The sequence below is a fragment of the uncultured Faecalicoccus sp. genome (genome assembly GCF_944325745.1).
Taxonomy (GTDB): Bacteria; Bacillota_I; Bacilli_A; order Erysipelotrichales; family Erysipelotrichaceae; genus Faecalicoccus.
In genome coordinates this window covers 1-26,159 of sequence record NZ_CALVBG010000015.1, presented here as the reverse complement: position 1 = coordinate 26,159, position 26,159 = coordinate 1, and the positions used below count along the sequence as shown (strand labels likewise).

At 39.6% G+C, this 26,159-nt stretch carries 25 protein-coding genes and 1 other annotated feature; of the genes, 23 read left to right on the top strand and 2 right to left on the bottom strand.

Translation table 11 applies throughout. The annotated features are described in order from the left end of the window. The 11 genes from Q0J48_RS03075 to Q0J48_RS03025 form a co-directional block, all read left to right on the top strand. The coding region (locus Q0J48_RS03075; protein ID WP_296241540.1) for a TCP-1/cpn60 chaperonin family protein at window positions 1–791 on the top strand (791 nt) is incomplete at its 5' end. A gap of 105 nt (window positions 792–896) precedes the next feature. Further along, window positions 897–1,146, top strand: a binding site (T-box leader). Between the two features lie 57 nt (window positions 1,147–1,203). Beyond that, window positions 1,204–2,880, top strand: a complete 1,677-nt coding sequence (locus Q0J48_RS03070; protein ID WP_296241541.1) for a 2-isopropylmalate synthase — start codon at window positions 1,204–1,206, stop codon at window positions 2,878–2,880. A 3-nt stretch (window positions 2,881–2,883) separates the two neighbouring features. Beyond that, window positions 2,884–4,143, top strand: coding sequence for a 3-isopropylmalate dehydratase large subunit (gene leuC, locus Q0J48_RS03065; RefSeq protein WP_296241539.1), 1,260 nt, complete (start codon window positions 2,884–2,886; stop codon window positions 4,141–4,143). Between the two features lie 5 nt (window positions 4,144–4,148). Continuing rightward, window positions 4,149–4,634, top strand: coding sequence for a 3-isopropylmalate dehydratase small subunit (gene leuD, locus Q0J48_RS03060; protein WP_296241537.1), 486 nt, complete (start codon window positions 4,149–4,151; stop codon window positions 4,632–4,634). 3 nt (window positions 4,635–4,637) lie between these two features. Continuing rightward, on the top strand, window positions 4,638–5,720 hold the full coding sequence (gene leuB / locus Q0J48_RS03055; protein WP_296241535.1) for a 3-isopropylmalate dehydrogenase: 1,083 nt from the start codon (window positions 4,638–4,640) through the stop codon (window positions 5,718–5,720). Window positions 5,721–5,761: 41 nt separating this feature from the next. Next, a complete protein-coding gene (gene rdgB / locus Q0J48_RS03050) occupies window positions 5,762–6,343 on the top strand; it encodes an RdgB/HAM1 family non-canonical purine NTP pyrophosphatase (protein ID WP_296241533.1) in 582 nt (193 codons plus the stop codon). After that, on the top strand, window positions 6,340–6,852 hold the full coding sequence (locus tag Q0J48_RS03045; RefSeq protein ID WP_296241530.1) for a tRNA (cytidine(34)-2'-O)-methyltransferase: 513 nt from the start codon (window positions 6,340–6,342) through the stop codon (window positions 6,850–6,852). The genes rdgB and Q0J48_RS03045 overlap by 4 nt, the downstream gene beginning before the upstream one ends. A 771-nt stretch (window positions 6,853–7,623) precedes the next feature. Continuing rightward, window positions 7,624–8,850: an NlpC/P60 family protein gene (locus Q0J48_RS03040; RefSeq protein WP_296241528.1), complete on the top strand. Its 1,227-nt coding sequence runs from the start codon at window positions 7,624–7,626 to the stop codon at window positions 8,848–8,850. A gap of 56 nt (window positions 8,851–8,906) precedes the next feature. After that, entirely contained in the window at window positions 8,907–10,109 is a 1,203-nt protein-coding gene (locus Q0J48_RS03035) for an insulinase family protein (protein WP_296241526.1), read from the top strand. After that, window positions 10,096–11,361 carry a pitrilysin family protein gene (locus Q0J48_RS03030; RefSeq protein ID WP_296241524.1) on the top strand — a complete coding sequence of 422 codons (1,266 nt, stop codon included), beginning with the start codon at window positions 10,096–10,098 and terminating at the stop codon, window positions 11,359–11,361. Before Q0J48_RS03035 ends, Q0J48_RS03030 begins: the two co-directional genes overlap by 14 nt. Window positions 11,362–11,539: 178 nt before the next feature. Further along, window positions 11,540–11,854, top strand: a complete 315-nt coding sequence (locus Q0J48_RS03025; protein WP_296241522.1) for a single-stranded DNA-binding protein — start codon at window positions 11,540–11,542, stop codon at window positions 11,852–11,854. A 31-nt stretch (window positions 11,855–11,885) separates the two neighbouring features. Here Q0J48_RS03025 and rpsD read toward each other — a convergent pair whose 3' ends face one another. Next, a complete protein-coding gene (gene rpsD / locus Q0J48_RS03020; protein ID WP_183375875.1) occupies window positions 11,886–12,494 on the bottom strand; it encodes a 30S ribosomal protein S4 in 609 nt (202 codons plus the stop codon). Window positions 12,495–12,766: 272 nt separating this feature from the next. Between rpsD and Q0J48_RS03015 the strand changes: the two genes are divergently transcribed. The 11 genes from Q0J48_RS03015 (at window position 12,767) to Q0J48_RS02965 (ending at window position 24,572) form a co-directional block, all read left to right on the top strand. Continuing rightward, on the top strand, window positions 12,767–14,542 hold the full coding sequence (locus tag Q0J48_RS03015) for a septation ring formation regulator EzrA (RefSeq protein WP_296241517.1): 1,776 nt from the start codon (window positions 12,767–12,769) through the stop codon (window positions 14,540–14,542). Between the two features lie 2 nt (window positions 14,543–14,544). Then, complete coding sequence (locus Q0J48_RS03010; RefSeq protein ID WP_296241515.1) at window positions 14,545–15,675, top strand: cysteine desulfurase family protein; 1,131 nt, start codon at window positions 14,545–14,547, stop codon at window positions 15,673–15,675. Beyond that, window positions 15,659–16,852 (top strand): tRNA uracil 4-sulfurtransferase ThiI, encoded by a 1,194-nt coding sequence (gene thiI, locus Q0J48_RS03005; protein ID WP_296241513.1) that lies wholly within the window; start codon window positions 15,659–15,661, stop codon window positions 16,850–16,852. The genes Q0J48_RS03010 and thiI overlap by 17 nt, the downstream gene beginning before the upstream one ends. Before the next feature lie 420 nt (window positions 16,853–17,272). Further along, window positions 17,273–18,046, top strand: a complete 774-nt coding sequence (locus Q0J48_RS03000; RefSeq protein WP_296241511.1) for a methyltransferase domain-containing protein — start codon at window positions 17,273–17,275, stop codon at window positions 18,044–18,046. Further along, complete coding sequence (rlmD, locus tag Q0J48_RS02995) at window positions 18,043–19,341, top strand: 23S rRNA (uracil(1939)-C(5))-methyltransferase RlmD (protein WP_296241510.1); 1,299 nt, start codon at window positions 18,043–18,045, stop codon at window positions 19,339–19,341. The genes Q0J48_RS03000 and rlmD overlap by 4 nt, the downstream gene beginning before the upstream one ends. A 71-nt stretch (window positions 19,342–19,412) precedes the next feature. Continuing rightward, entirely contained in the window at window positions 19,413–20,444 is a 1,032-nt protein-coding gene (locus Q0J48_RS02990; RefSeq protein WP_296241508.1) for a helix-turn-helix domain-containing protein, read from the top strand. Further along, entirely contained in the window at window positions 20,428–21,006 is a 579-nt protein-coding gene (gene pgsA, locus Q0J48_RS02985) for a CDP-diacylglycerol--glycerol-3-phosphate 3-phosphatidyltransferase (RefSeq protein ID WP_296241507.1), read from the top strand. The genes Q0J48_RS02990 and pgsA overlap by 17 nt, the downstream gene beginning before the upstream one ends. Then, the gene (locus Q0J48_RS02980) at window positions 21,006–21,494 is read left to right on the top strand and encodes a CinA family protein (protein ID WP_296241506.1); all 489 of its coding nucleotides are present in this window, start codon (window positions 21,006–21,008) and stop codon (window positions 21,492–21,494) included. Before pgsA ends, Q0J48_RS02980 begins: the two co-directional genes overlap by 1 nt. Next, window positions 21,487–22,488 carry a recombinase RecA gene (gene recA / locus Q0J48_RS02975; RefSeq protein ID WP_296241504.1) on the top strand — a complete coding sequence of 334 codons (1,002 nt, stop codon included), beginning with the start codon at window positions 21,487–21,489 and terminating at the stop codon, window positions 22,486–22,488. The genes Q0J48_RS02980 and recA overlap by 8 nt, the downstream gene beginning before the upstream one ends. Before the next feature lie 29 nt (window positions 22,489–22,517). Next, window positions 22,518–23,126: an isochorismatase family cysteine hydrolase gene (locus Q0J48_RS02970; RefSeq protein WP_296241503.1), complete on the top strand. Its 609-nt coding sequence runs from the start codon at window positions 22,518–22,520 to the stop codon at window positions 23,124–23,126. Continuing rightward, window positions 23,127–24,572, top strand: coding sequence for a nicotinate phosphoribosyltransferase (locus tag Q0J48_RS02965; RefSeq protein ID WP_296241502.1), 1,446 nt, complete (start codon window positions 23,127–23,129; stop codon window positions 24,570–24,572). Here the strand turns inward: Q0J48_RS02965 and Q0J48_RS02960 are convergent, their stop codons facing one another. After that, a complete protein-coding gene (locus Q0J48_RS02960; RefSeq protein ID WP_296241500.1) occupies window positions 24,573–25,253 on the bottom strand; it encodes an alpha/beta fold hydrolase in 681 nt (226 codons plus the stop codon). Window positions 25,254–25,313: 60 nt separating this feature from the next. Between Q0J48_RS02960 and Q0J48_RS02955 the strand changes: the two genes are divergently transcribed. Next, complete coding sequence (locus tag Q0J48_RS02955) at window positions 25,314–26,039, top strand: hypothetical protein (protein WP_296241498.1); 726 nt, start codon at window positions 25,314–25,316, stop codon at window positions 26,037–26,039. Window positions 26,040–26,159: the final 120 nt, after the last annotated feature.

Below are 26,159 nucleotides of genomic sequence, written 5' to 3'. Positions count from 1 at the left end.
AGGCTCCAGGATTTGGAGATAATCAAAAAGAGATGCTGCAGGATATTGCAATCTTAACGGGAGCTACATTCTATTCGAAAGATCTTCAAATGGAATTAAAAGAACTGCAGTTATCGGATCTGGGTACAGTTAAAAAATTAGTTGTGACAAAAGATAATACAACGATGATCGGTGGAGCTGGTGATAAAGAAGCCGTTGAAGCTCGTATCCATGAAATAGAAGCTCAAATTGAAAATACTAAGAGCGATTACGATAAAAAACGTATGCAGGAAAGATTAGGCAAACTTTCCAACGGAGTTGCTGTAATCAAAGTCGGTGCATTGACAGAAAGTGAAATGAAGGAAAAGAAGCTGCGTATTGAAGATGCCTTGAACTCAACAAGAGCTGCTGTGGAAGAAGGTATGGTCATCGGTGGCGGCGCTGCTTTGGTTTCTGCCTATACAGCTTTAAAAGATACGATCAAGAGCGATGTGGTTGATGTTCAAAAAGGAATCAAGATCGTATTTGATTCTTTGTTGACACCGATTGAACAGATTGCAGAGAATGCTGGATATAATGCCGAAGATATCGTTTCTGAACAATTAAAAGCCGAAAACAATATTGGATTTGATGCCAAGAATGGTACTTGGGTCGATATGTTTGAAGCGGGGATCATCGATCCATGCAAAGTTACGCGTAACGCATTGTTAAATGCTGCCAGCATTTCTGCTTTATTCATTACAACCGAAGCTGGAGTCGCAAAAATTCCGGAACCTGAAAAAGAAATGCCGATGCCGCAAGGAATGTATTAATAGTAAGGACGTTTCGACGTCCTTTTTCATTTGTTTTTCATAAAATGAAAATCTTTCATTTTCCGGTTGAAATCTTTCTATTTCCTTGTTATACTTCAAATAAATCAAAACGCAGTGATAGGGAGCTGTGATAAGCTTCGCTTTATAGAGAGTGATCGATCGGTGGAAGATCATAAGAGAACTACTCACAAACTCACCCTTGAGCAGCTTTGCTGAATAAAGTAAGTAAAGACGGAGACTCACCGTTATCAAGAGAAAGTGATTCGTTAAGACTGATCACAATGAGTGGCTGTATGATTGCAGCAAAGAGAGTGGTACCGCGGGAAAACTATACAAATTAGTCCTCGTCTCTCAGGATGAAAGTCCTTAGAGATGAGGGCTTTTTCATTGGCAGGAAAGGAGAATGCACAATATGATGGATGCGACAAAATACGCACCGGGTTATTATCCGCCAAAAGAAAATGAGTATCGCTGGGTCAAAAAAGACCATATTGAAAAGGCACCGGCTTGGTGCTCCGTTGATTTGCGCGATGGAAACCAAGCTTTGATTGTTCCCATGTCCTTGGAAGAAAAATTGGAATTCTATCAATTGTTATTGAAGATTGGATTCAAGGAAATCGAAGTCGGTTTTCCGGCCGCCAGTCAAACTGAATACGAATTCTTACGAACAATCATTGAAAATGATATGATTCCTGAGGATGTCACGGTCCAGGTCTTAACACAATGCAGAGATCATATCATTCGTAAGACTTTCGAAGCGGTCCAAGGAGCTCCACGCGCTGTGATCCATTTTTATAATTCAACCAGTGTGGCTCAACGTGAACAAGTCTTTAAAATGTCCAAAGATGAAATTAAAGAGATTGCTGTGAGCGGTGCGCGCTTAGTGAAACAGTTGTCTCAAGAATATGAGGGAAATTTCTTATTTGAATATTCTCCGGAATCTTTTACCGGAACCGAACCAGAATATGCGGTTGAGGTCTGCAATGCGGTCTTAGATGTCATGCAGCCCACGCCGGAACGCCCTATGATCATTAATCTGCCAGTCACAGTGGAAATGAGCATGCCGCACGTTTATGCCAATCAGATCGAGTATTGTTCCGATCGCTTAAAATATCGCGATTCTGTTATTTTATCCACCCATCCTCATAATGACCGTGGAACCGGCGTTGCTTGTACAGAATTAGCTCTTTTAGCCGGAGCCCAGCGCGTAGAGTGCTGTTTGTTTGGAAATGGCGAAAGAACTGGAAATGTGGATGCGATCACTTTGGCTATGAATATGTATTCGCATGGAGTGGACCCGCAGTTAGATTTTTCCGATATGCCGCATATTTGTGAAGTATATGAGCGAGTAACACGAATGAAGGTCAACGACCGACAACCGTATGCGGGTAGTTTGGTCTTTGCGGCTTTCTCGGGATCTCATCAAGATGCGATTGCCAAAGGAATGCACTACCGCGATGAACATCATGAACATCGCTGGACTTGTCCTTATTTGCCGATTGATCCTCACGATGTCGGCCGGACATATGATGCGGATGTGATTCGTGTCAATTCTCAAAGCGGAAAAGGTGGTATTGGCTACATTTTGGAGGAATCTCATGGTTTCCAGCTTCCGCCAAAAATGCGCGAACATTTTGGATACTGTATCAAAGATATCAGTGATCAACATCATAAGGAATTAAAACCTGAAGAAATCTTTGATGTTTTCAATAAAGAATATCGAAATAAGATCAGTCCGATCAATGTGATCGAAGCACATTATGTTCAACAAAAAGGAAACAATATTACAGCGATGGTCACCATTGAAAAGGATGGCGAAGTGTATGATTCCACTGCCAAAGGAAATGGGCGCCTGGATGCCGTCAGCAATGCTATTAAACTGTTGACTGGTTATTCATATGCCTTAGAGACATATACAGAACACTCTTTAGAAGATATGGGCAGCGGATCACAAGCTGTCAGCTATATTGGCTTAAAATGGAAAGATGATCAAATGAGTTGGGGAGCTGGCCAAGATACCGATATTATTCGTTCGGGAATCAAGGCTTTGGTCAGTGCCATCAACAACAAGCCCAAAGAGGAGGACTAGAACATGGCGATGACAATGACACAAAAAATCTTGGCAGCACATGCACATCTTCCGGAAGTAAAACCGGGACAGTTGATCTTAGCAGATCTTGATGGTGTCTTAGGTAATGATATTACGACACCGGTTGCGATCAAAGAATTTGAAAAAGCAGGCTTTGATCATGTTTTTGATCGTGAGAAGGTCAATATTGTTTTAGATCATTTTGTTCCTAATAAGGATATCAAGGCTGCACAGCAGTCCAAGACATGCCGGGATTTTTGCCACAAACATTCTGTGAAGAATTTCTTTGATGTAGGCCAAATGGGAATTGAGCATGCTCTGTTGCCGGAAAAAGGACTGGTCACGGCAGGAGACTGTGTGATCGGAGCCGATTCGCATACTTGTACATATGGAGCGCTCGGAGCTTTTAGTACGGGTGTTGGATCTACAGATATGGCAGCTGGCATGGCGACCGGAAAGGCCTGGTTTAAAGTACCGGAAGCAATCAAAGTCGAATTAAAAGGAAAATTATCGCCTTATGTATCTGGTAAAGATGTCATTTTACATTTGATTGGTGAAATTGGTGTGGATGGAGCTTTATATCGTTCCTTAGAATTCACCGGAGAAGGTGTTCAGTCTTTATCCATGGATGATCGTCTCTGTATCTGTAATATGGCAATTGAAGCAGGGGCTAAGAATGGCATATTCCCGGTGGATCCAGTTACTCTTTCGTATTTAGAAGGACGAAGCCAGAGGCCTTGGACGGTTTATGAAGCAGATAAAGATGCCTCCTATATTCAAACGATTACGATTGATTTGAGTCAATTGGAGCCAACCGTATCCTATCCGCATCTTCCAGAAAACACACATCTTGCCAAAGAAGGAGAATCGATCCAAATTGATCAAGTTGTGATTGGCTCTTGTACCAATGGACGCTTGGAGGATATGCAGGCGGCTTATGAAATCTTAAAAGGGAAGAAAGTCAAAGAGGGGCTGCGTGTTATCATCATTCCAGCTACGATGCAAATTTATAAAGAATGTATCGTCCGAGGGTATACAGAAGCTTTCATTGATGCCGGTTGTGTAGTATCGACCCCGACATGTGGACCATGTTTAGGAGGATATATGGGAATCTTGGCGGAAAATGAGCGCTGTGTTTCTACGACAAATCGTAATTTTGTCGGCCGCATGGGACATACTTCCAGTGAAGTTTATCTTGCGAGTCCTTATACGGCTGCCGCAAGTGCATTGACGGGTCATATCACAGATCCTAGAAAGGTTTGATCGTTATGGAAAATGTGAAAGGACATGTTTTTAAATATCCCGATAACGTGGATACGGATGTGATCATTCCGGCTCGTTATCTAAATACTCCAGATGCCAAAGAATTGGCATCGCATTGTATGGAAGATATCGATCAAGATTTCGTTTCCCAGGTATATGAGGGAGATGTGATGGTAGGAGGCTGGAATTTTGGCTGTGGTTCCTCCCGAGAACATGCGCCGCTTGCCATCAAGACTTGTGGGATCGGCGTTGTGATTGCTAAAAGTTTTGCACGGATCTTTTATCGGAATGCGATCAATATTGGTCTTCCTATTTTAGAATGCGAAGAGGCTGCGGATCAGATCCAAGCGGGAGATACCGTATCTGTAAACTTTCAAACAGGCGTGATCACGGATGAAACATTAGACTGCTCCTGGCAAGCAGAACCATTCCCTGAATTTATACAAAATATCATTGATAAAGGTGGCTTAATGGCTAGCTTGAAGGAGTAGTTTATGAAAAAAACAATTGGTGTCATTCGAGGAGACGGCTCATCTCCAGAGATCGTAGAACAAGCGATCCGAGTTTTAGATACGATCCAAGAAAAATTTCATCACGAATTTTCCTACATACAAATTGACATGGGAGGAGCGGCCTTAGATAAATATGGCGATCCTTTACCAGAACATGAATTACAAAAATGTTTAGATTCGGATTCGGTGCTTCTCGGGGCCATTGGAGGGCCAAAATGGGAAGGCCTTCCCGGAGAAAAAAGACCGGAAAAAGGATTGTTGAAATTAAGAGCCGGTATGAAGCTTTATTCGAATAATCGTCCTGCCACATTATGGCCGCAGCTGCGGGAGGCTTCTCCATTAAAATCTTCGATCGTTGATAAAGGCATTGATTTTGTGGTTGTCCGAGAGTTGATTGGCGGCGTTTATTTTGGCAAACACGAGACCTTTGTTCAAAATGGTGAAAAAATTGCGATCGATACAATGCCTTATAGTGAACATGAGATCTTGCGTATTGGTCGGATCGGTTTTGATATGGCTATGAAACGCCGAAAAAAACTATGCCTTGTGGATAAGGCCAATGTTCTGGATACTTCAAGACTTTGGCGTTCTGTTATGCAGACACTTAAAAACGAATATCCGGAAGTTGAGTATTCTGAGATGTTTGTCGATAATTGTGCTATGCAGATCTGTAAAGACCCCAGTCAGTTTGATGTGATCGTAACGGAAAATATGTTTGGAGATATCTTGAGCGATGAAGCCAGTATGATCACAGGCTCTATTGGAATGATTCCTAGCAGTTCCCTGGGAGAAGGAACGCGCGGACTTTATGAACCGATCCATGGATCAGCTCCGGATATAGCGGGTATGGATAAGGTCAATCCGATTGCATGTATTTTAAGTGCTGCCATGATGTTGCGGTATAGCTTTGATGCGGCTGCTGAAGCAGAATGTATCGAACAAGCTGTTCATCAAGTGCTCGATCAAGGATACCGAACATTTGATATCTATAGTGAAGGTTGTCAATTGATCGGATGCAAAGAGATGGGCAAACGCATCTGCGAGGCGATTCAGAGTTCAAATTGATTTGGACTCTTTTTTCTTTTATAATGCCTTTGGTGATGGAAATGAAAACAATCTGGTTGGCTACAAATAATCTTCATAAGTTAGAAGAGTTTCAAACCATGTTAAAAGACAAAGCGCAAGTAAAATGTCTAAAGGATCTGAAAGAACCTGTCGAAATTGAAGAGACGGGAACAACATTTGAGGAAAATGCTTTGATCAAAGCTCGATCTCTTTATCATGTGCTGCATGAACCCGTGATCAGTGATGACAGCGGACTGGAAGTGGATGCGATGAATGGCATGCCGGGAGTATATTCAGCTCGCTTTATGGGAGAAGATACAAGTTATACGATCAAAAATCAGGCGATTATCGATGCTGTCCAAGGAAAGCAGAAGACAGCCCGTTATGTTTGTGTAATTGCCTATATTGACGAAAACGGAAACGAGAAAACTTTTCGCGGGACGATCGAAGGTGAAATTCATCCGGTTCCCTTAGGAAACAAAGGTTTTGGCTATGATCCTATCTTTTACTATCCGCCTTTTCATACAACATTGGCAAACGTCAGTGAAGAAATGAAAAACAGTGTTTCTCATCGCGGAGCTGCTTTGAGATTGTTCCTAGAAGAGTTAGGAGAGAAATTATGATCCACGTTGTTTTATATGAACCTGAGATTCCTCAGAATACTGGGAATATTATTCGAACTTGCATGGCAACCAATTCGACTTTGCATTTGATCGAACCATTGGGATTTTCCTTGGATGAAAAACATCTTCGACGCAGTGGTATGGATTATATCAAAGATGCCACGATTTATATTCATAAAAACTGGGAAGAGTTTGCGAAAGAGAATCCTGCAGAACATTATTATTTTATGACTCGTTATGGACATCGTCCGCCCACTTCATTTGATTTCACAAAAGAAACGGGAGATATCTATCTTGTTTTGGGCAAAGAGAGTACAGGAGTCGATAAACATATCTTAAAAGATCATTTGGATACTTGTATGCGCCTTCCTATGGTCGCCAATGCTCGCAGTCTAAATCTCAGCAATTGTACAGCCATTGTCGTATATGAGGTGCTGCGACAGTTAGGTTATCCCGGATTGAGTTGGAATGAAGAGCTTAAAGGAGAAGATTATCTTGAAAGTTTATAACTGGATCGACTCTTTCTTTAATTCATTTCAAAAACGAAGAAGAAATTTGATCATTCTTGTTTCATTATTTTGGATCTGGCAATATCTTTGGCAGATTCTTTTCTTTTTAAGATTATTTCAAGTGAGGAATTATGATTCTCTGTTTTTATTTATGAATATCATGAGTGGTTATACTTCTTCATATTTGATTCAATTCTCTTATGAAATGATTTCAAAAGGAACGATATCCTTTATAAATATAGGGGAGTCCTTTGTGGATCTTATATCTCTTTCTTTTTTGCTTTGCATGATCTTAACCATACTGTTTTGTTTGCAGGCAAATAAAAGAAAAGTCATTCTCTTTACATTTTTCAATTTTATGTGGATTTTTGGTCTCGTAATATTTCTTGGAGCAGGATTCCATAGTGCTTCTATTAATGAATTAGTGACCATTTTACATAATTTGTCGATCATTGGTTTGTTAGGCAGTGCAATCTCTTTGGGTTATTTGTTATTCAAATTTGTACAATTCTGCTGCAGATGCCGAAAAACACGCTAATTTTCGCATGGAATGTTCACAAATCATAAACAAGTGTTTGTTTACAAATTATTTTATAATTTTTTAAAAAATCACATATTTTCCCATAAAGAATTTAAATAAGCTTTATTTAAAGCATAATAATATTTTTTTGCATTTAAATAAAAAATGTTTTTTTCTAAAATTACTTTTGTTTTTTTGAGAAAAAAAAGGGTGCATGCTATCCTATGGTTGTTGTATGAGAGGTGACAGTAATGAATTTTATCGAAAAACACAGCAAAATCTTAGCCGTTGCCCTCTGTGCCTGCGCCTGTGGTCCAGTGCTTTCTACGGTGTATGCCTATGAAACACAACCTGGATGGCATGGTGAAGGTAAGAATCGAAGCTATGTATTAGAATCGACTCGTCAAGAGGCAACCGGATTAACTGAAATCGACGATGAATTATACTACTTCGACCAAGATGGTACTCTTCAATTTGGATGGCAGAATGTTGGTAACGACATTTACTATTTCACATCGGACGGTACCGCTGCAACGGGTGAAACAGTTCTGCAAGGTACAACTTACACCTTCCAGAAAGAAGGAAAACTTCTTCAAGGATGGCAGGATGATGGAACTTACTACAATGAAAAAGGTGAGCAAGTTGCATCAACTTGGATGGAAATCGAAGGTAAGAAGTATTATTTTGATGCAGATGGATATTCTCTCACTGGTTGGCAAGATGTTGAAGGTAAACGTTATTACTTCAATGAAGATGGATCTATGGCAACTGGAGAGATCGATGTAGAAGGTACTAAGTATTATCTGTCTGACTCTGGTGAATTTAAAACAGGCTGGGTCAAAGAAGGCGATACGACTTACTACTACAACGAAAAAGGACAAAAAGTATCGAATACATCACAAGACATTGAAGGAAAGAAATATTTCTTTGATGAAAATGGTGCATTGATCAAGGATGCCGAAAAAGATGGTTATACTATTGACAGCGAAGGTGTTGCGACAGAAGTTGTAGAAACAACAGAGACACCAAGTACGCCAGCGCAAGATACAACGCAGGCTGCTCAACCTGAAACATCTACACCATCGACGCAGGCTCCATCGAATTCTACGTCAAATTCGACAACGAATTCTCAGCCTACTGTTCAGGCTCCATCAAACAATGTCAGCAGTTCTGTAAGCTCAAGTGCGATTGCTAGTGCAGCATTGGCACAGGTTGGAGTAAATCAAGATTGCACGATGCTTGTAACTAACTCTTTGGCATCAGTGGGAATTAACTTCCATGGTTGGCCAAGTGACTATGCTAGCTTAGGTAGCTGGACAAGCAGCCCCGTTGCTGGAGATATCATTATCTATAGCGGACACGTTGCAATTTATATTGGTAACGGACAGGCTGTACATGGTGGATGGTTAGGATATCAAACTGTTGTAAGTTCAGTTAACTGCGGCAACGCTTTGATTGGTTATATCCACGTTGGATAGAATTTCACAAAGAAGGACTTGTTCCTTCTTTTTTTTTAGTTTAAAATACCAAACATATGAATTATATCCAGACCTCTAAGTTTTTAAACAATTCCATCTCCGTTCGAACAATTCTTCCGTTTGATTTCAAACGCATCACCATGTTGAATCTTTTAGTATTGATGATGCAAATGAAAACAGAAAAGTTTCCTTCTAAGAACCAAATCGCAATACGTTTCGGGCAATTGTATTCTTTTCGTTATTCTGCACATTTGACGGGGATAGGGAATCAAGTTCTTTTGGATCAGCGCTTTCAATATTTACAAAATCGTGCTTTACCCCATCATATTGATTCGGATCATTGGATTGAAATTATTGATCAATTCCTTTTTCATGTTTTGATGGAAACCGAAAGTTTTGAGGAAGCTAAATTTTTGTTGCGAGACCGGCTTTGTCAACTTCAGGATGATCCTGAAACATCGGCTATGAGTTTATGCTTTTCTTTATTAAGTCCAACGCATACTGTTTCTCATCCTCTACATGGTTCGTTAGAAGATTTCGAACATATAAAATTTGAAGATTGTGTATCCTTTCTTCATCAGATACAATCAGCTCCCAAGAAGATCTATATATGCGGACAAGTGGATTCACAAATTTTGTCGTATTTTTCGAAAATCGAAGAATTCGACAAACTTTCTCGTACTTCTAATCTTTATAAAGAGGGGACTGACACCACAACAAAGGTCTTTAAGCCACGGAGTCAGTCGATTCTTTCTTTGGCCTATTCTACAGGGATCGATGTAGATTCTGATGATTATATGGCAGAAGTTTTGGCAGTATCAATCCTTGGACAATGCACAAATAACCTTTTGTTCCGATCGATTCGGGAACAAAACAGTCTTTGTTATTCTGTTTATGCCTCTTTGATTCATTTTGATGGAATCATGACGATCCAGGTGGGTACATCCAGAGAACATATCGATCGGGTAATGGAATTGATTGATGAACAAATGGATGTTTTAGTGAAGGGGATTTTTCCAAGTGAGCTTTTAGAGTGCGCTAAAAAAGAATGGGTCGATTCCATTCGTTTTCAACAAGATGATCCTTTTGGACTCATCAACAAAGCTTTTCGAGAGGAGTTGTTAAAAGATGCGTTATCTGATCTTTCACGAATTACACTGATCAATGCGCTCTCGAAAGATCAGATTTCTCATGCGGCATCCAAGTTTAAACGATGTGCTGTCGCTATTGTGGAGGGAACACTGAATGAAGAATCTTGATTTTAAATCTTTTGAGTATGAATGTGATAATGGGCTTCGTGTCATTTTGGTTCATAAGCCGGACTTTTCTCGCTCTTTTTTCTTATGTGGGATAAAATGCGGAGGAGTCGATCGCACTCAATTCATCAATAAAGAGAAAATTATTTATCCTTCAGGATGTGCTCATTTTTTAGAACATGTCATGTTTCATTATCAGGGTGGAGATGTTTCAGATCAATTTGCCCAATTATCATGTCAAGTTAACGCTTTTACAAGTCCCTATGAGACGGCTTTTTATTTTTCGACAACCGAAGATCCTGAACAACCATTAGATCTTTTATTGCGTTTTGTTCAGAGCCTGGATTTGAATGACGATATCGTAGAAAAAGAAAAGGGAATTATTCTCAGTGAATGGGAAATGGTTCATCAAAATCCCGATTCCGCCTTTTTGATGTCTGTATGGAATGCCTTATATGACAAGCATCCAATGAAAGATGATGTTATTGGAAAAAAAGAAGATATTCTGTCGATGGATAAAAAAAATTTAGAATCCTTCTATCGAAATCATTATGACCCCAAGAACATGATCTTGATTGGTGTATCTGCCCAAGACCCGCAAAAATTGATCAACGAGATCAAAAAGATCGAAAGTTCATTTCCAAACTGCACGGGTAGACAGGAAAATCCATTTCTTTTTAAAGAGAGTTTACAGGTTGCTGATCCTTTTTATGTCAAGACCATGGATATCAATAATCCTTATGTGGGGCTGGCCGTTAAATTAAAACCCGAGGAAGATCCTCAAGTTCGGTTTTTATTAGAAACGCAGATCCAACTTACCTTAGATGCTTATTTTTCAACTTTTTCCACAGAGTTCCAAGCTTGGATCGATCAACGAATCTTAAATTTAGATTCTGGCGCCGAATGTGATGTCATGCCAGATCATGCTTATCTGTTATTTTATGCACAGACAGCTTTCTCTGATCAGTTTTATAAAATAATTGAGCATGTTTTATGGCAGATGCAAAATCAAAAAATTTCAGATGATATATTTACCGCGTTAAAAAATCGACTCTATGCCCAACAAATTCGAGTGTTTGATCGTTTTGAAGGGCTTGCGATCGAGCTTTTTCAATCGAAGATCCAGGGCATATCCTTAACAGAACAGCTGGATTTAATTGCTTCTTTAGATGCGGAATCTACCTTTCAGGCCGTTTCTCGATTAGATCTTTCTTCTCAAAGCCATATTGTCATAAAAGGTTACGATCAATCTTAAATCCTCTAAAATGAGGATTTTTTTCATGTTTACATCAAAACCATCTCTGTAAAACACGGTCTTTATGAGGAGTTTAGAGATTTTAGGTCATTTGTTTGAATTTTTAAATGTATCTACAATGAGGGCGAAGGCAGGTGATAGATATGGGTAGATTCCCATACCGGATAGGGAGGTAACTATGAACGTTTTTTGTATTGTCGGCCAAATTAAAGAAATGCCGCGATTGCGAGAAATTCCTTCGGGAGAAAAAGTTTGTAATGTGTGGGTCAATGTAGAAAGACCTTATGCGAATGCAGAGGGGATTTATGAAATGGATACATTTCAGATCGAGGTTTGGAGAGGATTGGCTGAGACTTTATGTCATACGGCAAAAGAAGGATCTTGGATCAGTGTAAAAGGGAGAATGGCAAGTCGACCTTTTCATAAAGAGGATAAAGTCTATTACAATACCGTATTTGTGGCTGAACATATTGGGTTTATCCATGAAACATAAAAAAATTCCCAAAACTGGGAATTTTTTTTCATTAACGATTATAGAACTCAACAACCAACAGTTCGTTGATAGGTTGTGAAGTAAATAATTCATTACGTTCAGGATAACGAGTATATGTTCCTTTTTTCGCTTCTTTATCTACTTCTACATAATCAACAGTCGCTGTATTCGCTTCTAAAGCTTCTTTGATGCAAGCCATGTTCTTAGCTCTTTCACGAACTTCGATCACTTGTCCTGGTTTAACCTGGTAGCTTGGAATATCTACTTTCTTACCATCGACAAAGATGTGTCCGTGGTTGACCAACTGACGGCTTCCACGGCGAGTGCGAGCAAATCCCATACGATAAACAAGGTTATCTAATCTGGATTCCAACATGATCAAGAAGTTTTCACCAGATGCACCAGCTTTTTTGCTGGCTTTCTTGTAAGTGTTGTAGAATTGTTTTTCACTTAATTGATAAGTGTGGCGAATACGCTGTTTTTCCTGCAGCTGCAAACCATAGTTCGTTAATTTTACACGACGTCCTTTGCCGTGCTGACCTGGAGCATATGGACGACGGTTCAGTTCTTCACCTGTTTCCAAAACAGAGAAGCCTAAACGACGAGACTTTTTCCAGATACTTCCTGTGTTTCTAGACATAATTTCCTCCTATTGTTTTATCTTCATAAAACAATAACAGTACAAATCTCTGATGGACGTGTTGTGAATGATCTTTTCCGCTATCAGCTAGTAGCTTACTCGCATCACCCTACTAGGCTCCAACGCGCAATCATCAGCTTTGTATGCTGCTATCAATTTATGCTTAAAAATAATATCAAAACCATTAGATTAAATCAAGAAAAATTCAATTCTTAATGCATATAAATTAAACTTTTGCTATAATATGAGAGATTTACTGGGGAGGTACCAACATGGATGCAGTGATGAATGTTTTAAATTCGATGCTTTCATTTATTAATTCACATATTTCAACGACTGTTATGATCTATATGGCAGTAGCCATCTTACTTTTGATTTTAATTTGGATCTTAACACGCATGATTCGTCGCCGTAAGGCAGACAAACGTTTATCTGAATTGGAAGTCGAGGTCAATGAAATTCGTAATAATTCTTTGGCGTTCAAATTTAATAAAGCCAGTGCATTTGCACGCGTCAATGATGATGTCATGGAACGCGTAAAAAACTTAACTTCAAAATATAATACATGTCAACAAAGTGTGTCGACGATCGAAGATCTGTTTACGGATGCGGATAATCTTCTTGATTCTCGTCGTACTAAAAAAGCGATGCGGAAGATGGATGAAATTGAATCTTTGTTAGATGATACAAAGGAACGTATCCGTATCGTAAATCAAAGTTTGGATCACATCCTTCAAAAGGAAAGTGAGATTCGCGAAATGGCAAGCGCCGTCAAAGAGCGCTTCCGCAGCATCAAAACGGTTTATCAAGATAACCGTAGCAGTTTCTATGGGGCCAGTGCGATCGTGGATGCCCGTATGGAAGAAATCGAAAATCAATTTACGAATTTCGAAGAATGGATGTATGCATCTGAATTTAATAAGGCTCAAGACGAAAGCGATAAGATCCGTAAACAAGTTGAAACCCTCAGCTCTGTTGTGGCAGCTTATCCTGGTCTTTACGAAAAAGCCAAAACAATTATTCCTCGAGCTATCGAAGAAGTTTCGACAAATATCAAAGAAACAGAGGATGCAGGAATCGATCTTGCTTATTTAGACCCTCAAGCTCGATTGGATGAATTTAACGGAAAAATTGAAGAAGCGATTGCTCATCTGGATCAAGGTGAAATATCGCAGGCAGATGAGATCTTAAATTCTATTACGGATTCGATCCTTGTTCTTCAGGATGATATTAATCAAGAAAAGAGCGCTTTTGAAGAAATTCATGGTGACTTGAGTGAAAAGCTTTCCATTTTGGATCAGATTGAAGAAGAACTTTTGGAAATCAAAAATCTTTATGCCAATATCAAAGACCGTTTTGGATTGGAAGATTGGACTCAGCATTTCCGTTTAGCGGACGAACAATGCGCCCGTCTAAAAGAAAAACGAGAACTTGTATTGAAACAATTAGATACGGATGATCGCCCAAGCACAGAGCTAGTTCATAACTATCGTGATTTTGTAACGGAGTCCGATGAATTTGAAAAACAGATCCAATCTATGAAACGCATGCTTGTGGGGGCAAGCAGTGATGAAAGCCGAGCTAAAAAGCAGCTGATCAAATTACAGTTGATTTTAAACGAAGTTCGCTTGAATGCTGCTATGCGTCAGCTTCCAAGTATCTCTGGTCAGTTTGATGAAGATATCAAAGAGGGAGAACGTTTGATCCAGCGCGTTCGTGTTGTATTAGATCATAGTCCATTAGATGTTCAGACATTGAATGCGGATCTACAAGATGCAATCGATTTCATTTATAAGCTCTACAATAACGCAAACAACCTGACAGGTGTGGCGGTAATGGTTGAAAATGCCATCGTATTTGGCAACCGATTCCGCAGTTCGCATCCGGTAATGGATACGGAACTGACAAAAGCCGAATTATATTATCAAAATGGTGAATATACAAAGGCTTTAAAAGTTGCGATCCAAGCAATCGAGAATATGCATCCTGGTATTTATGAGAAGCTTGTTTCGCGAAAAGATCCTGCCGTTATGAATCAGGTGCAGTGATCATGATTTATTTTGATAACTCTTCGACAACCTCTGTACGTACAGAGGTTTGTCGTGTTTATGAACAACTTTTACACACCGCTTTTGCGAATCCGGATGCGATGCATCGACCGGGTCGGGATGTGCATGCGAAGATGGAGACGGCACGACAAAAGATTGCGCAGATGCTAAATCGGAAACCGGATGAGATTCTATTTACTTCCAGTGCCAGTGAATCAAATTCGCTTGCGATCATTGGCTATTGTCTGGCATACAAAAACCGAGGAAACCATATTTTGACGACAAATGTCGAACACGCCAGTGTGGATCATTCTTTTTCTTGGCTTGAAACGATGGGGTTTGAAGTTCAAAGAATGCCAGTGAATGAGCAAGGAATCTTGACTCCTGAAGTTTTGAAACAGCATATGCGAAAAGACACGATCTTAGTATCTTGCATGCATGTCAATAATGAGATGGGTGCTATCAATCCGATTGAAGAACTCGCATCGATTGTTCATCAAAATCCGACTTGTGTCTTTCATGCTGATTGTGTTCAAAGTTTTACGAAAATCGATATTCCCTGGAAAGATTTAGATCTGGCAACTGTTTCGATGCATAAGATCCATGGTTTAAAAGGCAGCGCATTGTTGATCAAAAATCAAGATCTTAAATTGAAACCATTGATTCAAGGAGGGCAACAAGAGCAAGGATTTCGCGGTGGTACCAGTAATGCACCAAGTAATATTGTAGCTGCCAAAACCATTCGCCTTGCCTTGGAAGAAAAAGAAAAGAGTTTTGATCGAGTGTCAAAATTGAACACCTATTTACGTTCGGAATTGATCAAGATTCCTGGCGTACATATCAATTCACCCGATACAGCTTTGCCTTATATCCTAAATATTTCTTTTGATCAAATCACGAGTGAAGTCATGTTAAATGCTTTAGATCAAAAGGGAGTCTGTGTCAGTGCTAAAAGTACATGCTCCTCTCGTTCTGGCAATGAGAGTTCTACTTTGATCCATATGGGTTTATCAGAAAAAAGAGCAACACATATGATCCGTCTTTCTTTTGACGGCAACAATACGAAGGAAGAAGCACAACAGTTTATTAAGATTTGTAAGGAGATATTAGATACTTATGGATTACCGTTATGATCATATTCTCATTCGTTATGGGGAACTTTCCTTAAAAGGAAAAAACCGTAATGTATTTATTCGTCAGTTGAGAGAAAATATCAAAAAAGCATTAAAGTCTTTTTCATCTTTAGAGATCGAGTCCCAACATGACCGTATGTATATCTACTTAAAAGAAGAGGATCCAGCCAAAGTGGCAGATGTGTTATCTCGTGTTTTTGGGATATCTTCTTTTAGTTTTGCGGTCAAAGTGGACAGTGATATAGATGCAATCGTGGATGCTTGTTTACAGACATTGGATCTTGAAAAAGAGCAAACATTTAAAGTGGCTGCCAGAAGATCAGATAAGAATTTTCCCATTATTTCTGATCAGATCAATCGCATCGTAGCGGGCGCTATTCTTAAAAACAGTCATTGGAAAGTTGATGTACATCATCCGGATTATAAGATCGTGATCGAAGTTCATCAGAATGCGACATACATCATGACAGACCGAATGACTGGGGCTGGGGGATATCCTGTTGGCGTTGGAGGAAAAGCAATGGTTTTGCTTTCGGGCGGCATTGATTCTCCTGTTGCCGCGTATTTGATGATGAAACGTGGGGTTCGCATCGAGTGTATCCATTTTGCGAGTCCTCCTTATACAAGCGAAAATGCTCAACAAAAAGTATTGGATCTTGCTTCTATGATCTCTGCCTATCAAGGAGACTTGCTGGTGCATGTCGTTCCTTTTACCAACTTGCAGCTTGCGATCTATCAAAATGCAGATGAAAGCTATGCGATCACATTGATGCGAAGAATGATGATGCGCATTGCCAAAGGTCTGGCTCAAAAACGAAAAGCGTTAGCCTTAGCCACCGGGGAAAGTATTGGGCAGGTAGCCAGCCAAACTTTAGAAAGTATGGTCGCTATCAATTCCGTTGTCGATATTCCGATGATTCGCCCTTTGGTTTGTATGGATAAAGTTGAGATCATCGAATTATCAAAAAAAATTGGAACTTATGATACGAGTATTCTTCCTTATGAAGACTGCTGTACGATCTTCACTCCTAAAAATCCGGTTACAAAACCTCGTGTTGATCGTTGTGTCAAATACGAAGAGTCTTTTGATTTCGAAACCTTGGTACAAGATTGTATTCAGAACACAGAATCGATTTGGATCCACCCGCAAAAAAAGGAAGATCAAGACTTATATTAATCGATGTTGCCGCCATGGCGACATCTTTTTTTGTTTAGGGCAGGCAACTGCATTTTTCACTGATATAATCATTTTGTAGGATAACACTAAGGAGAATGTTTATGTGGATTTTTTTATTGATAGGATCTTTAATGTTTACAATTTGCACTCTTCTTTTAACTTTTCAAAAGAAAAAGAAAGCTTCGATTTCAGGATTTTTGAGTATTTCCTTCTTATCACTGCTTTTATGTTCTTTCTATGCGGAGTGTGCTTCAAAAGTTAGGATTCAAGACTGGAGCGGATTGGAAGATATGATGCCGACAATGGAACCAATTCTTTGGATCTATGCGGTTGTTCTGATTCTTCTGAATTCAATTCCATTTCTAAAGCGATAAGATTTATAGGCTTTTTTCTTGAAATAAATTGGTGTACACTATCAACATGTTATTATGTCCTGTTTGTAAAGAACCATTAATACTTCAAAACCATCAATTTGTCTGTAAAAATCATCATACCTACGATCAAGCCAAAGAAGGATATGTTAATCTTTCTTTAAAACAAAAAAAGATGACGGGAGATAATCCGGCAATGGTCCGGGCTCGCACTGCTTTTTTAGAACAAGGATATTATGATTTTTTAAGAGATGCGATCAAAAAAATTATTCAAGATCTTTCAGTTTCTACTTTATTAGATGCGGGTTGCGGACAAGGTTATTACACCAAAGCGTTTGCTGGCTGTACGGATACTACTTATGGAGTGGACCTAAGCAAGGCGGCTATCCAATATGCCGCCAAACATGATAAGCAATCGAATTATATTGTTTCAAGTATCTATGACTGTCCATTTGCAAATCATTCTTTTGATCTTATTACGAGTATATTTACCCCGGATGCGAAAGAGGAATTTGATCGTCTTTTGAAACCCGGAGGTTTTTTGATTCAAGTAGGTCCGGGCCCTTATCATTGTTTTGAATTAAAGTCGATCTTATACGAGACAGCGTACTTAAATCCAGAACTCTCGACATTGCGTTCTGGTTTTACTTGCATAGATATTCAGAACATAAAAAAGGAGTTACTGGTGACTGATCTGCACTCGCTTTTGGAGATGACACCTTATCGGTATAGAACGAAAACTAAGGATCTGGAAAAAATCGATTCTTATTCATATTTAAATGTAACATTTGATTTTATGATCCATATATGGAGGAAATTGTGAAACTTAAAATAAAAAAATGGGGAATCAATGGGGAAGGAATTGGCTATAAAGATGGAAAACCTGTCTTTGTCAAAGGGGCACTTCCCGGAGAAGTGGCGGATGTAAAAATTGAAAAGAGAGGGGATCATTATTCAATCGCACATCTTATAAACGTAATAGAACCTAACAGTCATCGCCGCTTTCCCCCTTGTTCCCAGACGGAATGTGATGGCTGTGCTTTGATGCATGTCAACTACAAAGGTCAATGTCAAATGAAGACTGCTATTCTTAAACAAGCACTGGCTAAATATGCGGACTATCATGGAAAAATTGAACCTCTAGTCAAAAATGATTCTGTTTTTGCGTATCGAAACAGTTGTAAACTGCCGGTAAAAAAAATACTGGGACAGCTGCAGACAGGAATGTTTAAAACGGGTAGTCAGCAATTTTATCCGATTGAGCGGTGCCTGGTCCATGAAAAAGAATTGGAACGGGTTCGGACAGAATTACTATTCTGTTTAAGAAAGCATAATATCCCTTGTTTAGAAGGGGATGGATACGGGTTGCGTCATATCGTGATCAAAGAATTTGAAAAGCAGATCCAAATCATTTTGGTTACCACATCGATGACGATTGAAGACTCAGCAGTTCGCGATATCTTGAATCTTGAGAATGTATGCTCTTTGTGGCAAAGTATCAAGGACCATGATGCGGTCGATATTTTTGGCCCAGAAATGCACTTTTTAGGCGGCCAAAGAAATATGATCCTACATATTGAAAATCTACAATTGGAATTACTTCCGCGATCTTTTTTTCAGTTGAATACGCTTCAGGCCAAGAAGCTATATCTGACGATCAAAGATTGGCTTGAACCTTGTGACTCTCTAGTGGAAGCTTATAGCGGAATTGGAGCGATGAGTTTATTGTGTGCATCGAAAGCAAAACAAGTTTATGGAATTGAGTGGATCGATGATGCGGTTTCAAACGCAAATGCGAATGCGAAGGCCAATGGGCTTGATCATGTTCATTTTAAACAAGGCGATGCAGCGAAACTTTTTTCTAAAATCAAAAAAGTAGATGCGCTGATCGTGGATCCGCCTCGCTCTGGATTGGATCGTCCCATGAAACAGGCAATTTTAGAAAAGAAGCCTCATCAAATTTTATATGTTTCTTGTAATCCAAGTACTTTGGCAAAAGATCTTGCAGATCTTCGTACGGATTATAAAGTGGATAAAATACAACCTTTTGATATGTTTTCGCAAACACAGCATGTAGAAACAGTCGTTTCTTTGCGGAAAATCGCTTCAAAAAAATAAATCTTTTCTTTCGATTTTAAACAAATTGATTTGCTTTTTGTTATAATAAAAAAGTTAAAGGGGGAAATAGAGTGGCCTATTATCATATTCTTAGACAGAGACGTCAAGATTTAAATCTATCGATTGAATATGTATCTAGCCAAACAAGATTGGCTCCGCAATATATTCAGGCCATTGAAGAGCATAATCTGGATGTTTTTTCAGATGATTTTTCCTTTGTGCGTTATTTTGTACATGCTTATTGCGATGCTATTGGGGTGAATTGGGTTGTGGTCAAAGATGAAGTAGACGCGGATATCAATGCCTATGCTCGTCAGCGCTCCATGGCTTTATCGCAAGCACAAAAAAAGTTGATCGCGCAAATGCCGAACGAAAAATCCAAAAGCAAACAACATTCAAAACATCCAGGACGTAGCCGGTATCAGAAGAGTATTTCTGCATTATCAAGGAATATTCAATGGAAAAACAGAAAAAATATCCAGACTTGGATCGTTGGTGGAATTGTAATCCTAGCTTCGATCGTTGGTCTTAATTTTATCATGGACCTGCATTCATCGAATCAAGCCGCTAAGGAAGAAGCTACACGCCAAGAAGCTTTGCGAGAAAAAGAGGAAGAAACAGATCGCCTTGCTCAACAAAGACAAGCAGAAAGAGAAAGTCAAGAAATTGTTTTAACCTCCACCAATCCAGAAGAAAACATCTATCAGATGTCTAATGTATTAGAAACAACAAAAAAATTTACGGTGAAGATTGAATTGCCAGAAGAGAGCACGGTTGTAATTTATAAAGACGATGTACCGTTAGACGAAAGCACAATGGATGAACTGTATTCGGGTACGTTTGAAAAAGAAGTTGAAGTGAACGAACCTTGCACGATCACAGTGGAGGTTGGTAATTATGTGGGAGAAGGCACGACGTTTACTTTCGCTGATAACAATGTGACGTTTAATCCGACATATTGGGCTTATGGAGTTCCTGCAACGTTCTATATCGAAGTGGTATCAAATGATACGGTGGAACAGGAGAAGAAAGCAGATAGCGCGGAAGCAACAGATGCTGGTGAAGATGGTGCGGAGGAGACTACGTATGAATTTACCGAATAAATTGACAGTGGGCCGCATTGCGATGGTTCCGCTGGTCGTTTTGATCTATTTGGTGATCCCGCATGATTTTTGTGTGATCAGCTCCACAAATGGTTTAGCTTTACGAGATATCTTGGCGTTTCTTGTCTTTATGGCGGCCTCTTTGACCGATATGTTAGATGGCCAGATTGCCAGGAGACAACATTTGATCACTTCCTTTGGAAAGTTCTTCGATCCAATTGCCGATAAGATGCTGGTCAATACGATGCTGATCTTATTGGTGTATACCCATCAAGCCAATATCGTGGCTGTTTTATTGATGATTGCGAGAGATTTGATCGTTGATGGATTGCGCATGCTTGCCAGTCAACACGGAAAGGTTGTCAGCGCTGGGATCTATGGAAAAGCTAAAACAGTTTTACAAATGTTTGCCATTCTCTTTTTATTGCTGAAAAATTGGCCGTTTGTATACCTTGGACTTCCGATGGATCAAATTTTATTGTGGTTTGCTTGTCTGATGAGCTTGTTGAGCGGATTGATCTATTTTGCTCAGCTCAAAGATTTTGTTTTGGAGAGTATGTAATGGATGCTTCAGCCCTAGTGAAACACTGTACCCAGAGAAATATTACGATCGGTTCTTGCGAGAGTTTGACGGCAGGACTGTTTACTGCTTCTGTCGCATCGATCCCCGGGGCTAGTCGAGTGCTGAAAGGTGGCATTGTCACGTATTGGACCCAAATCAAAACAGATGTAGTTCATGTGGATCCTAATGTAATAGCACAAGAAGGGGTGATTTCTCTTGCCTGCGCACAAGAGATGGCGCAGAAGACGAGAACGATCCTCGATGTTGATTATTGCGTCTCGTTTACCGGAAATGCTGGTCCAGATATTATGGAAAACAAACCTGCAGGAACAGTTTGTTGTGCTATTGCGTCAAAGAAACAAGTGCGGACTTATGAATTTCATTATGTTGGTCTGGATCGTAATGCAGTTCGAGAACAAGTTGTAAATGATATGATCATAAATTTGATCCAAGTCATCAAAGAAGATGAGGAGAATAAATATGCCTAAAGAAGAAAATAAAGATAAATTATTATATGATGTCCTTCACGAAATTGAGAAGGAATATGGTAAAGGAGCGGTCATGAAATTAGGGGACCGTGCAGCCGTGGATGTGGAACCTATCCCGAGCGGTTCTTTGCTTCTAGATGAAGCCTTAGGAATTGGTGGATATCCTAAAGGTCGTATTATCGAGATCTTTGGTCCTGAATCCAGCGGTAAAACGACCTTAGCACTTCATGCGATTGCACAAGTTCAAAAAATGGGGGGCCGTGCGGCTTTTATTGATGCCGAGAATGCCATTGATCCTATCTATGCCCGCAATTTAGGGGTCAATATCGATGAGCTGATTTTATCTCAGCCTGATTCGGGGGAACAAGGGCTGAACATTATGTTAATGTTGATTGAAAGCGGTGCTGTTGACCTGGTCGTAGTCGATAGTGTTGCTGCTTTGGTTCCTCAAGTCGAACTCGATGGAGAGATGGGTGATCAACAAGTCGGTTCCCAAGCTCGTATGATGTCCAAAGCCATGCGTAAATTAGCAGGGATCATGAATCATAATGAATGTACGGCAATCTTTATTAACCAGTTGCGTGAAAAAGTAGGAATCGTTTACGGGAATCCGGAAACTACGCCTGGTGGCCGCGCTTTAAAATTTTACAGCTCGGTTCGTATCGATATTCGTAAAGCAGACGTTATCAAAAATGGAACCGATATCGTTGGGAACAAAGTACGTGTCAAGGTTGTAAAAAACAAGGTGGCTCCTCCGTTCAAACAAGCTGTTTTAGAGATTGTATATGGAGAAGGGATCTCTTATATTTCCGAATTGTTAGATCTTTGTGTTGATCATAATATCGTGAAAAAGAGTGGCGCCTGGTACAGTTTTGAAGGTGAAAAGATTGGTCAGGGAAAAGAAGCTGCCAAACAATATATCAAACAAAATCCCGAGTTTCAGTCCCAACTTGAGGCTCTTTTAAAAGATGCGAAGGAAGAAGTTCAGGAATAGAACTTCTTTTTTTCAAGGAGGAAATGCCTATGGCAAGATTAAATGAAAATTTGTATGATTCGATTTCAATCACCGAGATCACAAAACCGATTCTCTTTGTTGTAGATATGATCAATGGCTTTGTGAAAGAAGGACCATTGCACGATTCGAAGATCCATGACATCACACCCAATATTAAGAAAATCTTGGAGAATTTCTCGGGACCGAAATGGTTTGTCTGTGATTCGCATTCGCAAACCGCAAGAGAGTTTCAATCTTATCCGCCTCATTGTATTTGCGAGAGTGAGGAATCAAAGGTTATTGACGAGCTTCAACCTTATGTCCAGGATATCTTATATAAGAATAGTACCAATACGTTTACGGCTAAATCTTTTTCTTCGCTTTTACCTTTATTGGATCATCATACAGATATCGTGATCACCGGATGCTGCACGGACCTGTGCATCCTTCAATTTGCATTGAGCTTAAATGCCTGGTTGAATGAATATGATCGTTCGAATCGAATCATCTTGCCCGTGGATTGTGTTGATACTTATCATATTCCTGATGTACACGATGCTTGTGAATGGAATCGATTTGCGTTAGCGAATATGAAAATGAATGGTATCATGGTTGTATCAAATATCAGGGAGGACTAAATGAAAGAATTACGGAATTTAAGTCTGGTCATGGACTTTTATGAACTCACGATGAGTCAATGCTATTTTAACCAAGATAAAAATCAGGAAGTTGTTTTTGATTTGTTTTATCGGAACAATCCCGATAATGGAGGATTATGTCTTTTCTGCGGGTTAGAACAAGTGATCGAATATGTTAAAAATTTGCACTTTGAAAAAGAAGATATTGAATATTTGCGTTCTTTGCAGATGTTTTCTGAAGATTTCTTAGAATATTTGAGCACGATTCGATTCACCGGAGATATTTATGCGATCCCAGAAGGAACACCGGTTTTCCCGCATGAACCACTGTTACGCGTAAAAGCCCCGATTATTGAAGCACAATTAGTAGAAACCGCATTGCTGCTGGCATTGAATCATCAGACTTTGATTGCCACGAAGGCGAGAAGAATCGTACAAGCTTCTGAAGGACGGGCAGTGATGGAATTTGGTGCGCGACGCGCTCACAACTTTGATGCAGCCATTTATGGCGCTCGTGCTGCGTATATTGCCGGATGTGTCGGCTCCGCTACGACCTACGCCGGTAAAGAATATGGACTTCCGGTTCTGGGGACTATGGCGCATTCTTTCATTCAGAGTTTTCCTACCGAATATGATGCCTTTTTGTTTTATGCCAAAACTTATCCGAACAACTGTACTTTATTGATTGACACATACAGTACGCTGAAGAGTGGTATTAAAAACGCCATTCGGGTTGCCAAAGAATATTTAGAACCCAACGGATATCGATTAAAAGGGGTCCGTATCGATTCTGGCGATATGGCCTATCTTTCAAAACAAGTCCGTAAAGAACTCGATCAAAATGGGATGCAGGATTGTGGTATCGTGGTTTCGAACTCGCTGGATGAATATGTCATTGAATCCTTGATTCATCAGCAAGGAGCAAAGATCGATTCTTTCGGTGTTGGGGAAAATTTGATTTGTTCCAAAAATTCTCCCGTATTTGGCGGCGTCTATAAACTGGTTGCCATTGAAAAAGATGGGGAAATGATCCCTAAGATCAAAATCAGCGACAATGTTGAAAAAGTAACGAATCCCGGCATGAAAACGGTCTATCGCATTTATGATCATGAAACGGGGATGGCACAAGCGGATCTATTGGCATTGGTGGATGAAAAATTTGATGAGAGCGATGATTTGACGATCTATCATCCGATGTCGAGATGGAAATATAAAGTGATCCCGGGAGGGACCTACGAATTGAGAGAACTTTTAGTGCCTATTTTTAAACGGGGGCAGGTTGTTTATCAATGTCCTAGTTTGGATGGCATCCGAGAATATTCGAAACGGGAATTAGATACGATCTGGGAAGAGATCAAGCGTTTCGCTTATCCTCAAGAATACTATGTCGATCTAACGAAAAAATTGCTTGATCTCAAATTACAATTATTGAATGAACATAAATAATCATAAAAGTTCATTGTTGAGCATGGATTCTATGATCTTAAAACACGGTTTTTCATGACCGAGACCATCGTATAACATGCGATGTTTTCCTCCTTCGATCAGAAGGAGGCATTTTTTTGACGCTTGCAGGTCGTTGTATATATTTCGTGAACTTTCGTAAGGAATTACTTCATCCTTAGTGCCGTGAAGAATCAATAGCGGGCAAGAGACATGATATACAGAGTCTTTATAATGATCAACAATATCCATGAATGAACGGGTTTGCAACGAACTGGGGACGGACTTCTCTTTTGCTGTTAGTTTTCGTAACGCATGCCAAGAATAGCTTCCTAATTTCTGCAGATCAAAATAACGAAAAGCAGGTGCAACCAGGATCAAACTTTGAACCGGATACACACTGGCTAAATAACTGGCAATTACCCCGCCCATAGAGAAACCAATCAAAATAATGGGGCGTTTCAGACTTAATGCCGAACGAATTCGTTCTTCGCATCGCTGGATCCATTGTTCAAAATGAGCATCTTCGGGATCTTTTAGGGAATAGATATCAAACTGGATACAATCCCAGCCTTTAACTTTTAAGTATTGACAAAGAGGATCAAACTCATGATGTCTCTTTTTCCCAAATCCATGAATTGTGAGTATCAGTGTTTTTTTCTTTTTTGATTTAAATAAAAACATAAATCTCACCTCACATTTTAGATACTTTTTGTATATAATGAATTATAGGCAAATTTATTTATGAAAGCGACACTTTTAATTAAAAATATAGAAAATTGTTATACTTGCGATTCTTCTTTTCAGATCCTGAAACATGCATATATCGCAATCCACCATGACAAGATCATCGATATAGGAACGGGATCGTATATGAATTGGATCGAACCTACGACTCGGGTTATAGATGCCGTAGGAGAGACGGTGATCCCGGCTATGATCGATTGCCATTACCAAGGATTTCGCAATGTTCGTTTAGGGGATCAATTGCGGGAAAACAATGCCGCCTTGTATGCAATGTCACAAAATGGAATCTTGACACTTTTGACTTCCGATCCCAAGGTACAAAGAAAAGAATTAACACAAGATGTTTTTTTGACAAAAACAAAAAGTTCTTATCCGGTGATCGAGACGGAATCTGATTATTTTGAAGACAAACCTAAACAATTTTTACTCTCTTGCGGATTTGGTTCTTTAAACCGGTATGTGTATTCTTTTCAGCCGATTTGTCATCATCTCTTTACGATGATGCAGGTGAGCTCGCAAGCTTTGTTGGAGGGGATGACATCTTTACCGGCAAAAGAGTTTCATTTAACAGATCGGGGAAGTTTAGAAGTCGGAAAATGTGCGGATATTTTGATTTTACAAGTTCCAACGATCGAACATTATTTTCAAACGATTGGAAGACCGTTGATTCATAGGATGATCAAAAATGGCATCCAATTTTACCCGCAGTGGATGGTTTGTTAGCAATGAAAAGTTTTCAGAAAACGATTGACATTCTTTCATGACATTGATATTATCTATGCATAAATGATGTTGAAGAGAAGAGTACCTATCGTATCTCTTTAAGAAGAGAGTCCTTGAACG